At 61.2% G+C, this 13,902-nt stretch carries 15 protein-coding genes; 5 read left to right on the top strand and 10 right to left on the bottom strand.

All coding sequences use genetic code 11. The features are described from left to right. Positions 1 to 50 precede the first annotated feature (50 nt). A complete protein-coding gene (locus tag AWB72_RS17970) occupies positions 51 to 224 on the top strand; it encodes a hypothetical protein (protein ID WP_208863154.1) in 174 nt (57 codons plus the stop codon). A gap of 596 nt (positions 225 to 820) precedes the next feature. Here AWB72_RS17970 and aroQ read toward each other — a convergent pair. The 9 genes from aroQ to AWB72_RS17915 form a co-directional block, all read right to left on the bottom strand. Continuing rightward, positions 821 to 1,258, bottom strand: a complete 438-nt coding sequence (gene aroQ, locus AWB72_RS17960) for a type II 3-dehydroquinate dehydratase (RefSeq protein WP_040049266.1) — start codon at positions 1,256 to 1,258, stop codon at positions 821 to 823. After that, entirely contained in the window at positions 1,258 to 2,346 is a 1,089-nt protein-coding gene (locus tag AWB72_RS17955) for a Gfo/Idh/MocA family protein (RefSeq protein ID WP_040049207.1), read from the bottom strand. The genes aroQ and AWB72_RS17955 overlap by 1 nt, the downstream gene beginning before the upstream one ends. 1 nt (position 2,347) lies before the next feature. Further along, positions 2,348 to 2,521, bottom strand: a complete 174-nt coding sequence (locus AWB72_RS17950; RefSeq protein ID WP_143754640.1) for an MHS family MFS transporter — start codon at positions 2,519 to 2,521, stop codon at positions 2,348 to 2,350. Positions 2,522 to 2,734: 213 nt separating this feature from the next. Then, positions 2,735 to 3,568 carry a shikimate dehydrogenase gene (aroE, locus tag AWB72_RS17945; RefSeq protein WP_040049205.1) on the bottom strand — a complete coding sequence of 278 codons (834 nt, stop codon included), beginning with the start codon at positions 3,566 to 3,568 and terminating at the stop codon, positions 2,735 to 2,737. Beyond that, positions 3,565 to 4,788, bottom strand: coding sequence for a CaiB/BaiF CoA transferase family protein (locus AWB72_RS17940; RefSeq protein ID WP_087128410.1), 1,224 nt, complete (start codon positions 4,786 to 4,788; stop codon positions 3,565 to 3,567). The genes aroE and AWB72_RS17940 overlap by 4 nt, the downstream gene beginning before the upstream one ends. Then, entirely contained in the window at positions 4,788 to 5,249 is a 462-nt protein-coding gene (locus AWB72_RS17935) for a MaoC family dehydratase (RefSeq protein WP_040049203.1), read from the bottom strand. Before AWB72_RS17935 ends, AWB72_RS17940 begins: the two co-directional genes overlap by 1 nt. A 2-nt stretch (positions 5,250 to 5,251) precedes the next feature. Further along, positions 5,252 to 5,644 carry a VOC family protein gene (locus AWB72_RS17930; protein WP_040049202.1) on the bottom strand — a complete coding sequence of 131 codons (393 nt, stop codon included), beginning with the start codon at positions 5,642 to 5,644 and terminating at the stop codon, positions 5,252 to 5,254. Continuing rightward, the gene (locus AWB72_RS17925; RefSeq protein ID WP_040049265.1) at positions 5,641 to 6,591 is read right to left on the bottom strand and encodes a ketopantoate reductase family protein; all 951 of its coding nucleotides are present in this window, start codon (positions 6,589 to 6,591) and stop codon (positions 5,641 to 5,643) included. Before AWB72_RS17925 ends, AWB72_RS17930 begins: the two co-directional genes overlap by 4 nt. A gap of 228 nt (positions 6,592 to 6,819) precedes the next feature. Further along, entirely contained in the window at positions 6,820 to 7,737 is a 918-nt protein-coding gene (locus AWB72_RS17915; RefSeq protein ID WP_040049200.1) for a LysR family transcriptional regulator, read from the bottom strand. A gap of 108 nt (positions 7,738 to 7,845) precedes the next feature. Here AWB72_RS17915 and AWB72_RS17910 point away from each other — a divergent pair, with 108 nt between their 5' ends. Beyond that, positions 7,846 to 8,607: an SDR family NAD(P)-dependent oxidoreductase gene (locus AWB72_RS17910; protein ID WP_040049199.1), complete on the top strand. Its 762-nt coding sequence runs from the start codon at positions 7,846 to 7,848 to the stop codon at positions 8,605 to 8,607. A gap of 301 nt (positions 8,608 to 8,908) precedes the next feature. On the opposite strand, the gene AWB72_RS17905 is transcribed toward AWB72_RS17910, so the two are convergent. Further along, on the bottom strand, positions 8,909 to 9,694 hold the full coding sequence (locus AWB72_RS17905; RefSeq protein ID WP_040049198.1) for an IclR family transcriptional regulator: 786 nt from the start codon (positions 9,692 to 9,694) through the stop codon (positions 8,909 to 8,911). A gap of 189 nt (positions 9,695 to 9,883) precedes the next feature. Between AWB72_RS17905 and AWB72_RS17900 the strand changes: the two genes are divergently transcribed. From AWB72_RS17900 to AWB72_RS17890, 3 genes are all read left to right on the top strand, one after another. After that, positions 9,884 to 11,167, top strand: a complete 1,284-nt coding sequence (locus AWB72_RS17900; RefSeq protein WP_040049197.1) for an MFS transporter — start codon at positions 9,884 to 9,886, stop codon at positions 11,165 to 11,167. Positions 11,168 to 11,171: 4 nt separating this feature from the next. Then, the gene (locus tag AWB72_RS17895; protein ID WP_040049196.1) at positions 11,172 to 11,615 is read left to right on the top strand and encodes a type II 3-dehydroquinate dehydratase; all 444 of its coding nucleotides are present in this window, start codon (positions 11,172 to 11,174) and stop codon (positions 11,613 to 11,615) included. A 321-nt stretch (positions 11,616 to 11,936) separates the two neighbouring features. Continuing rightward, entirely contained in the window at positions 11,937 to 13,739 is a 1,803-nt protein-coding gene (locus AWB72_RS17890; RefSeq protein ID WP_040049195.1) for a methyl-accepting chemotaxis protein, read from the top strand. The last annotated feature ends 163 nt before the right edge of the window (positions 13,740 to 13,902 follow it).

Raw genomic sequence — 13,902 nt, 5'->3', positions numbered from 1 at the left:
TACTTCAAGTGCTCGACCTAAGTTTCATCTAAGACTTTCCAGGACAAAGCATGATCGCCGGCAACACCGCCATCATCGCGCACATCGGTTTTCCAACGCACACCTTCAAATCGCCGATGATCGATAACCCGTACTTCGAGCATGCAGGTGTCGATGCAGTCGTTGTCCGACGGGATGCAAACCTGAACCCTTTCCCGCATTCCTCGAATCCGTCTTCACGCTAGAAAACAATATCGCCGGTTCATGTAACGCAGTGCGCCGCGATGCAGATGGGCGTCTCGTCGGAGACATGTTCGGTGGCTTTCCAACCACGACGCCAGACGTGCTGCGTTCGCTTGCCAAACTGAAGTACTGACTTTCATGGAGTCGGCAATGACGATTCCGCACCTCGGCTGGGGACCTTCCCTTGCCTGCACTGGCGTTCGGCTATTTGTTGCCGCACGACGTTCGTCGCGTCGGTCCGGATAAACACGACGCACGCAATCACGCGTATTTCGATCGCGCCGTGCAGTTGCTTGGCTAGCGCGCGAAACATCCCGAATGGCTGGACGAAGAGCGAAACCGAAAACGAATTCTCGAAGGCGCTCGACTGATGCGCCGATTCGTTGAGTGGTTGCGGCACGACGCTCGTGATCGAACCGCTTAAGCGCAAAGAGTCGGCGCTCGTCAACAGCGTCGCCGATGCGACGCGTCTCGCGGCGAGGCTCAACCGACCGGAAGTTCGCGCGATCGCCGACTTCTACCACAGGGATCGCCGGCTACGGTGGCATGCTGAGAAGCGAGTGCGGGGCGGAATGCAAGTCTTCCCGTCCCGCGACGATCACCCTGCCGCCGACACCACCGCTCGTAGCCCGAGCGAATAACTATCGACGCCGAAGCCGCAAATCTGACCTTTCACGATCTCTGCGAACACCGAGTGATGGCGGAACGCTTCCCGCGCGTGAATATTCGACATGTGAATCTCGACGACAGGCACAGTCAATATCGCGAGTGCGTCTCGTATGCCGTAGCTGTAATGCGTCCAAGCACCCGCATTGATCAGCACGCCGTCGACGTTATCGGCGAACGCCTTGTGGATTCGCTCGCACATGTCGCCTTCGCTATTGGTCTGATAACTCTCGACCTCGACACCCAGCTCTTTGGCCAGCGCGTGAAGCTGCGCGTCGATGTCAGCCAGCGTGGCCGTTCCGTATTGAACGGGATCGCGCTTGCCGAACATGTTGTGATTGATGCCGTGAAGCATGAGAAACGTTTTCATCATCTCGTCCCAGTGTTTGAGTCGGCGCTGCGTGCAGCCGCGGCGGTCGTCTCGACAACGGCTCCCGTTTTAGCGGCCTTCACGATTGCGTCGGTGATACGAAGGGTCTGCAAACCGTCGCGTGCGGTGACGAGAGGAGTCGCTTCGCCTCGTATCACTCGCCTGAAGTGCTCCATCTGATGCTTGAGCGGATCGTCGCGCGTCAATTCCGCGACACTTACATCGAACGGCTTCCACCACGACCGGTCCTCTGCCTTGCCGTAGGTTTTCACGCGCATGGTGGGAATCGACAGCGACCCGAAAGTGCCCGCGATCGCATAGCAGTCTTCGTCGGCATACGACGGATACGCCTTGTTCTCCTGCGAGGTCTGCTCCCAGCTTCGTGCGCTCGCTGCTGTGTCGGAAAGCAGGAATGTGCCCAGCGCGCCGGTCGCGAAACGCAGAATGATGGCGGCCGTATCTTCTATCTGGAATCCGCGCGTCGCGTTGGACGAGAAAGCCTGCACGGCAACGATGTCACCGCAGAGCATGCGGAGATTGTGTATCTCGTGAATCAGATTGAGCAGTATCGGGCCGGCCCCCGGCTCCTTGCGCCAAGGCGCCGCCGTGAAATAGTGATCGGGCTTGAAGAATAGCGCGCTGCCCATCACGGCAACGAGCGGACCGAGGGTTCCCTCTTCGATGATTTCCTTTGCTCGCGCCATGATCGGGCTATGCGCCCGATGATGCCCGATCAGCATAGACGCGTTGTATCGGTCGGCGGCGGCAACGAGTGCCTCGGCCTCTTCCACGGTGGGCGCAATGGGCTTTTCCAACAGCATCGGCAAGCCGGCTCGCATGCACGACAGCGCGTGCTGGACATGGAGCTGATTCGGCGTGGCAAGCACGACGCCATCGGGGCGGTCGTGCTCAATGAGTTCGTCGAGCGAGCGGTAATGCGGAACGCCGGCCGTCGCGGCGACATCGCCCGCAGCATCCGAGGGATCGACGACCGCCGACAGCACGCAGCTCGTGCTTTCCCGAATGACGCGAATATGTTCGAGACCGATGTACCCGGCACCGGCCACAGCGATACGTGTCTTCTCCATGTCACTCTCCATAGGTTTCAGGACCGGCGTGAATCGCCCACATCGAAATCAGAACGACATGTCCGCTCAGGATCAGCGGGAAGAACGCGATGAACGCCACCAGTATCGAGCGCGACCCGACCCGCATCGCGCGACGGCGTCCAATGCGGTCGCACAGTGCGCCGCCGAATCCCATTGCGAACATCGAGCAGATATGAGCCACGCGATCGCAACGCGCAGTGCGGCATCGGCGGCATAACGGTCGAAGACATCGGCCAGTTCACGATAGGCGTCGGAATGCAACGCGTTGAGGACTTCGCGCCGGTCGATCGTCAGCGTAAGCAGCGGCCCTTGCACCTCATACCGGCAATAGCGATAGTCTTCCGGATGCACGAAAGTTTCTCCGACCTCAAGCCAGCGGGACAGTCAAACGATCGATGACAGCGCGCGTCTGAGGGCGGATGCGGCGCCACCACGCGAACGCCTCGGCCGCTTGCTCGACCAGCATGCCGACGCCATCAGCGACGCCTTGCACGCCGGCATTGCGCGCGAGGCGCAGAAAGGGCGTCAGTCCCTTTCCGTAGGCCAGTTCATAGGCGCTCCCGGTCGGACTGAAGACACTGGACGGAACAGGTGGCAGTTGGCCGGTGAGGCTCGCCGATGTGGCATTGACGACGAGATCGAACTGACCCATCGACTCAAGCTCGGGATATTCGCACGCGCGCAGGAAGTCGCCCGCCATGACTTGATTAACGAGCGCCTTCGCTTTTTCCACATCCCTGTTCGCAACGACGAGTTCCCCCGGCCGCGCGGCGATGAACGGCAGTAACGCGCCGCGCACGGCTCCGCCGGCCCCGAGAATCAAGACACGCTTATCTGCCATCGGCTGATGCAGATTCTCTTCGATATCTCTCACCAGCCCAACGCCATCGAAGTTTTCGGCGATGATGCGCCCGTCCTCGAACTTCATCGCGTTGACTGCGCCCGCAAGCGTGGCCCGTTCGCTTCGTTCGTCTGACATGGCGAACGCTTGGAGCTTGAAGGGTGCGGTCACGTTCATGCCCTTGCCACCGGCTGCGATGAACTGCCTTACGGTCTCGGCAAAGGCGTGCTCGGGCTCAACGGGACCTTCAATAGGGACATACGTCAGGTCCTGCCCGGTCTCTTGTGCGAACAGAACGTGGATAAGTGGGGACTTGGTGTGCCCGATCGGGTTACCGATTACCGCGTACTGGTCGCTCATTGTTCGCTCCGTCTCGAGAACAAGACGCCGTCAGTTTGCATGGCGTCGATCTCGGCCGCGCTGAAACCCAGAGATTGCGCGACTTCTTCGTTGTGTTGCCCGAGGTCGGGTCCGACTTCGCGAATCGACGTGTCGCAGTCGGAGAAACGAAACGGCAAGTTCGGCAGACGCAGCGTGCCAAAACGCGGATGCTCCTGTTCCACCACCATGCCGCGCGCCACGATTTGTGGATCGGCCACGACTTCATCGATGCGCTGAACCTTCGCGCTCGGAACATCGACGCTGTCGAGCAAGGTCAGCACTTCTGCAACGGGTCGAGATGCGACCCAGGGTTTTACGACTGCAAGGATCGCTTCGCGATTTGCGTTGCGTCCATTCAAGCTGTGAAAGCGCGTATCCGCGCCGAATCGCTCCGGCCCGCCATTACGTTCGACCAGCGTGGCAAAGCGCTTCCACGAATCATCGACTTGTGCAGCAATCACGAGGTCGCCATCGGCCGCACGGAATACACCGTACAACGTCGAAGTTGGCATGTCGTGCCCCGTCTGCTCGGGAAGAACGCCCTGCATGGTGTAACACTGGACTGCGTACTCGTGCATCGAAAACAGCGTGTCGTACAGCGCCATATCGATGTGCTGACCGCGACCGCTTTTGACGCGACCAAGCAACGCCGCGTTGATCGCGGCAACCGCGTGGATGCCCGTGTACATGTCGCCGAGCGAGATGCGCATGAGCGGCGGCGGCTCGCCCGGGTTGCCGATCATCTGCATGATGCCGCTCTTGGCTTCCGCGATGAGACCGAAGCCCGCACGATGCGCGTCAGGCCCCGTGTGTCCGTACGCCGAGATCGAGCAATAGACGAGGCCGGGATTACGCGCCGACAACGCCGCATACCCGAGCCCGAGCTTGTCGAGCGCGCCCGGCCGATAGTTCTCGATGAACACGTCTGCGGAATCGCAAAGACGCTCCATGAGCGCCTTGCCGCGTGAATCCTTCATGTTGACGCTCACGCCGCGCTTACCCATGTTGAGTTGCAGAAAATAAGCGCTTTGCTGATCGTCGAGAATCGTGGCGTGCTGGCGTCCTGCGTCGCCGCTACCGGGACGCTCGACCTTGATGACTTCCGCGCCGAGCGCGGCAAGACATCGGCCAACATACGGACCAGCGAGAAAGTGACTGTAATCGACGACGCGGATACCTTCTAAAGGACGGGCTTGCATCAGTTCGCTCCCGGACGGCGCGGGATCATCAGGCGATGTTCCCCGCGCTGGACGACCTGGCCGTCCTGGTTGATCAGTTCCGAAGGCAAGACGACGATGCCCCATTCCGGCTTGCTCTTGCTCGCACGCATCGAGCCGACCCGGAACTTCACATGCAGGACGTCGTCGACCTTGATAGGCAGCAGGAAGTCCCACGTCCAGCCGAGCGACATACCCGGCAGAAAACGGTAGTCGCTCTGCGTCTTCAGGCCGTCGGCTATCGACAAGCCGAAGAGCCCGTGCGCCACGATCGAACCGAAGTGGCTCGCGTTGGCGTATTCCTCATCGACATGTACCGGCGTGTGATCGCCCGTGAGATCGGCGTAAGCCAGAATGCGTTCTTTCGTGACGGTGTACGTCGGGCTCACGCATTCGTCGCCTTCGCGCGCGTCATCCCAGTACTTTTCGGTGATGGTGCTCATGCTCACGCCTCCGCGCGTGGATTGATCGACAGCGCCTGCGCGACGCACACTGCAGGTTTGGCCTGAATAAGTTCGACGGCGAGTCCGTCCGGAAGACGGAGCCAGTTGCGTCCCTGCGGCATTTCACTGACACCGAACGCTTGCGCCGCCTTCAGTGCGGCGTCGAGGTCCTCGCACATGACGCCGAGATGCGCGAGCCGGCCTTCCGGACCTTCATGGCGAGGCTCGCTGATGAATTGCAGTCCGCCGAGCGTCCAGTATTGACGCGGCTCATCCAAAGTGCCGTCCACTTCGCGCATCGTCATGCCGAGCACTTGCTCGAAGAATCGGATATGCCAGTGGATGTCCTTCACCCAGATCGCGACATGCTCCAGATAGGCTTTCGGCGCGCTCATGCCGCGGCTCCTTCCTTTTGGCGATCGGTCATCGCGCGCTCGATGCCTTTGATGCAGGCCACAAGCGTCGAGTTGACGGGCGTCGGCACGCCCAGGCGTTCACCCCAACGCACCACTGCTCCGTTGATGAAGTCGATTTCCGTGACCGATGACTTCTCGATGCTTTGCAGCATCGAGGTCTTGAACGCGGGCGACAATCCTTCCGCTGCCATTTTCCAGGCGTCCTCTGCAGTCGCAATGGAAAGCGCGACGCCCGCGGCCTTCGCGGTAGCCATCGCTTCTTCGATGGCTGCAAGCGATGTCGCCTTCAGAACGGGCTCGTCGTAGAGTTGTCCGTAGGTGAGTCCCGTGATGCCGGTAATCGCGCCGGTCGCGACGTTGATCAGCAGCTTGTCCCACATCGTGCCGAGTATGTTGTCGCTGACCGTGGTCGTCAGGCCGGCGCGATTGAACGCCTCAGCGATCGCCCTCGCGCGGCTCGTGATCTGACCGTCGAGCTCTCCGATGATCGTCAGCTTTCCGGTGACGCCGGACTGAATATGGCCGGGCGCGCGCAGCACGCCGCCAACGTACGTCTTGCCGGCGATCACGCGCTCGCGTCCGACGATTTCGCTCAGCACGTCTTCGTGACCGAGGCCGTTTTGCAGCGAAAGCACGACCGTTTCAGGTCCGACGAGATCGAGCGCGCCGCGCATCGCCGTATCGGTGTGGAACGACTTGACGAGCACGATCACCAGGTCGACCGGACCTACTTCAGCCGAATCCATCGTCGAGCGGACCTTGACGCGGCGGGTGCCGCGCTCGTCGTCGACTTTCAGGCCATTGCGCGACATGGCTTCGACGTGCTCCGCGAAGCGATCGACTAGCCACGTCTCGTGGCCCCCTTCCGTGAGCGCGGAGCCGATGGCACAACCGAGCGCACCAGCCCCGAGAAAAGCGATCTTCATTGACGTCTCCTTGACATGGAGACGAAGATACGGCCACGCGCTCATGCTGGCAATGCAATGTCCGCAATAGCGACATTGCGTATAGCAATAAAGCTGCCGCACGGTCGCGCGCGTGTCTGCTCGCTCATCCTTCGGTGGCACGCGACCATCGCGAATAACTTCACACGCAAAGCATCGTCGAAGTCTCGCAACGATGCCGGCAACGTCTCGACTATCTGCAAAGCACCGTTACGCGCGCTTGAACCATGCAGGCGTCGAAAGATGGCCGGCCAGGTAATCGGCTAGCGCCGTGACCTTGGCCGGTCGAGCCCTGGCCGATGGCGTCACGAAATACACACCGCCTCGTGTCAGATGCCAGTCCGTCAGGATAGTCTCCAGGCGGCCGTCCGCGAGGTACTCGCCTGCGATGAACTCGGGCAGTTCCGCAATCGCCAATCCCTCGAGCAACGTCGGCAGCAACGCGTCCGCGTTCGTCACGCGCAGCGGACCCACCGGGGTGACAGCCTCCTCCTCCCCGGCGTTGTTGACGAAATGCCAGACCTCGTTTCGAGCGCGATAGGCATAGGACAGACATGGCCGACCCACCAGCTCACGCGGATGCGTTGGCCGGCCATGCCGCTCGAGATAGGCCGGCGACGCAACGACGAGCTGAGAGACCGGACAGAGACGCTTCGCGACGAGCGAAGAATCGGGCAACGCCGCGATTCTCAACGCCGCATCGAATCCTTGCGCGACGATGTCCACCGTTGCATCCGACAGATGCAGGTCAATCGATATTTGCGGGTAGGCCTTGAAAAAGCCCGGCATCAGCGGCGCGACCCAGCGCAAGCCGAAAGACATCGGAACCGCCAGCCGCACGAGACCGCGCGGCTGCACGGACATTTCGCGGGCGGCACTCTCCGCCTCTTCTGCCTGCCGATAGATGTCGCCTGCTTTCTCGGCGATCGTTCCGCCGAACTCGGTCAGCGCCAGTTGGCGTGACGTCCGGTTGAAAAGGCGCGCCCCCAAGCGTTCTTCCAGGCGCGCGACGCCCCGCGAGACGGTCGCCACCGAGACGCCCATCGCCCTTGCCGCTGCGGCGAACGACCCCTCCTCCGCCACCTTGGCGAACATCGCCAATCCTTCAAAATCCGGAAGCGTGTTCATTTCAATTTTGCAATGATAGTTTGCAGGCGATTCTATTTCGAAAAGATGCCCGCGTCGATATTCTCCTCACATCGCTTCACCACTTAACGAAACTCAAGGAGAAACATCATGGCACGCAAGCTCGAAGGCAAGATCGCACTCGTCACCGGCGCAACCAGTGGCATCGGCCTCGCCACCGCGAAGCGCTTTGCAGCAGAAGGGGCGCATGTCTATATCACGGGACGTCGTCAACCTGAACTCGACGCAGCAGTCGCCGCGATTCGCGAAATCGGCAACGTGACGGGTGTTCGCGTCGACTCTTCCAGGCTCGATCAACTGAGCGCACTGTATGAACAGATTCGCGGCGAGAAGGGCCGGCTCGATGTGCTGTTCGCCAACGCAGGTGGCGGCTCGATGGTGCCGCTCGGCGAGATCACCGAAGAGCACTACCACGACACCTTCGATCGCAATGTGAAGGGCACGCTGTTCACCGTTCAGAAGGCATTGCCGCTGCTGTCGCGAGGCGCATCGGTGATCCTCGCCGGCTCGACAGTGACCATCGAAGGGACCGCCGCCTTCAGCGTGTATTCCGCCTCGAAGGCTGCCATCCGCAACTTTGCGCGCAGCTGGATTCTCGACCTGAAGGACCGTGGCATCCGCGTCAATACCATCAGCCCGGGTGCGACGAAGACGCCCGGCCTGGTCGAACTCGCAGGGCCTGACGCCACTCAGCAGCAGGGCTTGCTCGACTATCTCGCCTCGCGCATCCCGATGGGGCGCGTTGGCCAGCCCAGCGAGATCGCAGCGGCCGCGCTGTTCCTGGCTTCGGATGACGCGAGCTTCGTCAATGGTGCGGAATTGTTCGTCGATGGCGGTCAGGCGCAAGTCTGAGCGAGAACATCGAGTGAAGGCAGCGATGCACTCGCGCTGTCTTCAGCCCACTTACCCGATCGATCCCTTCGAACTCAACGACCGCTGGAAGATTCAAGCGTTTCCATGACAGTCTCCTCTTCAATGAAGCGAGATCGATTGTGCGCTTGCGAACTGGTCGTTCTTCGACGCACTTCAGCCGGCCACGGAGTCGGGCAATCAGCGGCCGCTGACAGAGGGCTCCGGTCATCCACGCCGATGTATCAGAGAAGCTACTCGAAGCGCATGGTGTCGGTCGGCGGAGGGCTTGTCCCGCTCCAGCTCATCCCTTACCCAGCGGTGGCCGGCTTGGAAATCCCGCCATGTTGCTCAACTGGGCTAGTTCATTGGCGGCCTCGCGCAGCAGTTCCGAATACTCGTGGATCTTCTCTGCCGTCAGCCGCTTGCGCGGACCGGCCAAGCTGATGACGCCGACGCAACGCGAGCCGCTGATCACGGGCGCCGCGACGGCCGACATTTTCGGCGCAAAAACTTCATCGATCATCGCGTAGCCGCGTACCCGCGCAGCGTGCAAGAAACCAAAAAGCGACTTCAGCGTGGTCGGCGCATTCGGGCCGAATTCATTCGGCTGACCGAAGCCCTGCTTCAGCACGAGCGCAGCCGCTCTTTCATCGGACATCGTCATGAGCCATGCGTGTCCGGTCGATGTGCAGGAAAGCCGTGCTGCGTGCCCCATGTCGGGATCGTAACGAAAGCCCGACCGCTGACCGTCGGCCTTTCCCACCCAGATGATCGCATCGCCGTCCACCAGCGACAGCCGCGCCAGTTCGCCCGTGCGCGCCGCGATGCGTTCAATGATCGGCTGGGCAATATCTGCGATGCCGGTCAAGCTCAGAAACTCGAGCCCGTTCGACGTCATGCGCATGGTCAGAATGTAGCGGCTGTGCTCCGTCAATTGCCGCACATATCCGCTTTCGACGAGTTCTGCGAGGACGCGATGACACGAACTGCGTGGCATTGCGAGCGCATCCGCGATCTCGACCAGCCCTGCCCCCTCGCCCTGCGAGGCGAGGAAGTCCAGCATTCTTAGGCCGTTTTTGAGCGACATCGTTGGTCGGATTTCATGTTACGAAATGCAGTTCCGGTATGGAACGGCTCGCTTTCGCAGCGAAAACAATAGCACCTGTTCGCCGCATAAAGCGAACATCACGAGATAACGAGAATCCAGGAGACAGCCATGTCACTCACTGCCGACCCCAACCTTGCCGCGGGCGAACGATCCGCTGAGTCTCACCTGATGGCGCGTCGCGCGGTGGCGGGCGCAACCGTCGGCACGGCACTCGAATGGTTCGACTTCGCGTTGTACGGCGTCGTCGCGGCCACGATCTTCCCGAAGCTGTTCTTCCCCTCGCTCGACCCCACAGCCTCGCTGCTCGCGTCTTTGGCGAGCTTCTGGGCGGGACTCGCCGCACGTCCGCTCGGCGCGGTGATCTGCGGCATGCTCGGCGACCGCTGGGGACGGCGCAAGCTGATGCTCGTCACGGTTTCGGTGATGGGCGCGTCGTCGTTCCTGATGGGCCTGCTGCCCACGTATCGGCAAGTCGGCATTCTTGCGCCAACCTTGCTGGTCTCGCTGCGCATCATTCAGGGTTTCGCGCTCGGCGGCGAATCGACCGGCGCGCAACTGATGGCGGTCGAACACGCGTCCGCGAACAAGCGCGGGCTGTACTCGGGCCTGCTCGGCATCTGCTCACCGCTCAGCCAGATCCTCGCCAATTTCGCCCTATTTGCGCTGTCTGCCCTGCTTTCGACCGACGACTTCGAATCGTTCGGTTGGAGAATCCCGTTCGTCGCCAGTTTCGTGCTCGTGCTGTTGGGCATTTATATCCGCATGAAGGTCAGCGAGACGCCGGCCTTCGAGGCGCTGAAAGGGAATGGCAAAGCCGCGCCCGCCGCCAATCCGCTCGGCATTGTCTTCAGGTTTCACTGGCGGACCGCGCTGCGTCTCACGCTGTTCTTCTGCGGCCCGGCTGCGCTCTTCTACCTGATCGTGGTCTTCTCGCTGAGCTATCTGACGAAGAACCTCGGCGTGCCCAAGCAGACCGGGTTCATGCTGCTGATGGTGGCCAACGTCTGCGCCATCGTGGGTGCGCTCGCGGGTGGCTATCTGAGCGACCGGATCGGACGCAAGCGCGCGCTGATGATCGGCTCGTTCTGCACGCTGGTCTGCTGCCTGATCTACTTTCCGATCCTCAATCAGCACTCCATCGCGATGACGATGGCCGTGATGGGCGCCTTCCTCGGCTTCACGCAGTTTCAAAGCGGCATCCAGCCGGTGTGGTTCGCCGAATCCTTCCCGACCGAAGCGCGCTACACGGGCTCCGCACTGTCTTACTCGGGGGCGAACCTTCTCACCGGCGGACCGATGCCGATCGTCGCCGTCGCCCTGCTCAATGCCTTCCATGGTTCACCGTGGGCCATCGTTGTGGTCTGTGGCTCATTGAACCTGCTCTCATTTCTCATGATCGCGACGTCGCGGGAAACCAAAGACACCGCCCTCGAACGTAGCGCTACCCACTGAAACCATGACTCGCAAACTCTACATTCTCAATGGCTCGAACCTGAACATGCTGGGCGCACGCGAGCCGCACCTTTACGGACATGCGACGCTGAAGGACATCGAGAAGAACTGTCTTGCGCTCGCTGAAGAGCTTAAATTCGATTGCGTATTCCGTCAGACCAACAGCGAGAGCCAGTTGATCGACTGGATTCAGGAAGCCTTCCTGCAGGACGCGGCGCTCATCATCAACCCGGCCGGCTTCTCGTTCGGGCGGATTCCGGTGCTCGACGCGGTCAAGCTGATTCGCCACCCGGTCGTGGAAGTACACATCACGAACATTCATCGACGCTCGGAGGAATACCGTCATTCGACGATATCAGTGGCGGCAACCGCCGTGATCTGCGGGGCTGGTGCGAACGGCTACTTGCTCGCGATCCGCGCCGTCGATGACCTTTGGACCGCCCCCTAATGCATTGATACGATGACGGCGCTGTCGGCAGTTCCGGCACGAGCCGGTTGGTGACGCTGTGATTCAGCGCCTACCCCGCCCCGCGGGCTACGGCATCAATCGCGGTGCGCATCGCCGATTGCGCCCGGTGTCACGGCAAGAATCACGAGGGACTGGCCGCGAGCGCTTTCTCGCCGCAGTATCCGCTGCCGCGACCGACGTGACGCGTGGCTCGTGCCCCAAAATTTGGATCTGGCCTAGATCCAGCCAACGATCAAGAGCGTGCACACCGTGCCGTTAACTGAGCCAGTGCTAATTTTTTCCACGGCTCACACGGCTCACATGTTCTCTTCTATTCGCGGTCGCGTCCTCGCCGCTTCTGTCGCCATCGTCGTTGGCGGACTCGCCGTCAATACGGGCGTAAATTACGTCGTCGCTCATCGCTATAACAGCGAATCCATCGACAACAGCCTCAGTGCGGTACTAACCGGTCACGAAGCCGGTATCGAGGACTGGGTCACGTCGAAAACGCAGATGATCGTTTCGGTCGAAGACGCTGCGCTAAGTACCGATCCGGTGCCGTTCCTGAAACAGATTGCATCCGCTGGCGGTTTCACGAACGTTTATGTCGGCTATGCGGACAAAACGGCGAAGTTCTCCGACCCGACCGGTATTCCATCGGATTACGACCCTACCGGACGGCCGTGGTACAAGCAGGCGGTTGAGGCCGGAAAGCCGGTAGTGACGCCACCCTACGTCGATGTGGGCACCGGCAAGCTCGTGGTCGCGTTTGCCGCGCCGATCGTAAGAGACGGCGCGGTAAAAGGCGTCGTATCGGGTGACGTGGCGATGGACAGCGTCGTTGCGAACGTCAAGTCGATTCATCCGACGCCCGCAAGCTTCGGCATGTTGGTGGATCGGAGCGGCAATATTGTTGCCGCCGCTGATGCGAAGCTGACACTGAAGCCGTTGACCGACGTCTCCAGCGAACTGACCACGGGCGCCATCACCGCTGCCTCGCAGGAGCAATCGCCTGCCATCGAGGCCACGGTCGGTGGTGCGACCAAGCTGGTAAGGGCTCGCGCAGTGCCGGGAACGAATTGGCTGACACTTGTCGCGCTCGACAAGTCGGAAGCGACCGCCGGAATGCGTTCGCTGCTGACTGGATCGATCATCTCGCTCGCCGTGCTCGCCGCAATCGCCGCCGCCATCATCGGCACGGTCACCGGCGTGGCCTTCAGAGGGCTTGCCAAGGTGCGCGACGCCATGGAAGGCATCGGCTCGGGCAGCGGAGACCTTACCCAGCGCCTGCCCGCGACCGGCAACGACGAAGTGGCGCAGATCGCCCGCTCTTTCAACGCATTCGTCGGCAAGATCAATAGCGTGATGGTTCAGATCCGCGACACGAGTGAAGCGGTGCGCCATGCCGCCAACGAGATCGCCTCAGGGAATCACGATTTGTCGCGTCGGACGGAAGCGGCTGCGGCAAGCCTCGAGGAGACTGCTGCGTCTATGGAAGAGATCACGTCCACAGTGACGCAGTCCGCCAGCGCAGCTCGGCAGGCGGACCAAACCGCGACGACCGCAGCGAGCGCTGCATCCCGTGGTGGCTCCGTTGTCTCCGACGTTGTTTCGACGATGCATGAAATCGAAGGAGCATCTGGCAAGATCGCCGACATCATTGGCGTGATTGAGGGGATCGCCTTCCAGACCAATATTCTCGCGCTTAACGCTGCCGTCGAGGCCGCACGTGCAGGCGAGGATGGTCGTGGATTCGCTGTTGTCGCGGGCGAGGTGCGAACGCTTGCTCAGCGCAGTGCGCAGGCCGCGAAGGAGATCAAGGAACTGATCGATTCCAGCGTGACGAGCGTGTCTACCGGCGCGTCGCTGGTTCAGCAGGCAGGCGAGACGATGACGGATATCGTAGGGCGGGTTTCCAGCGTAACCACGATCATCGGCGAGATAACGAACGCGGCGGATGAACAGACGCGCGGCATCCAGGAAATCAATCGTGCGGTGGCGCAGCTCGACGAGATGGTGCAGCAAAACGCGGCGTTGGTCGAACAGTCGGCGGCCGCAGCTTCCGCGCTTCAGACGCAGGCCAACGAACTGGCAAGCGCCGTTGGTCAGTTCCGCGTAGCGTAAGGTCGGTCGTCGACGCTCCTGTCACGAGAGCATAGCGACCGGGCATGAAAGCGACGACCTCGAACTTGCCCGGTCGCGAACTACACAAGTCTCCCGCGCCTTGACTTTCGCCGGCCGACAGTAGTCTGAGGGAATTGGCCAAGCATTTTTGCTTGGCCTACAC

Source organism: Caballeronia concitans (assembly GCF_001544615.1).
GTDB classification, from domain to species: domain Bacteria; phylum Pseudomonadota; class Gammaproteobacteria; order Burkholderiales; family Burkholderiaceae; genus Caballeronia; species Caballeronia concitans.
This window is presented reverse-complemented; position numbering and strand designations above follow the sequence as displayed.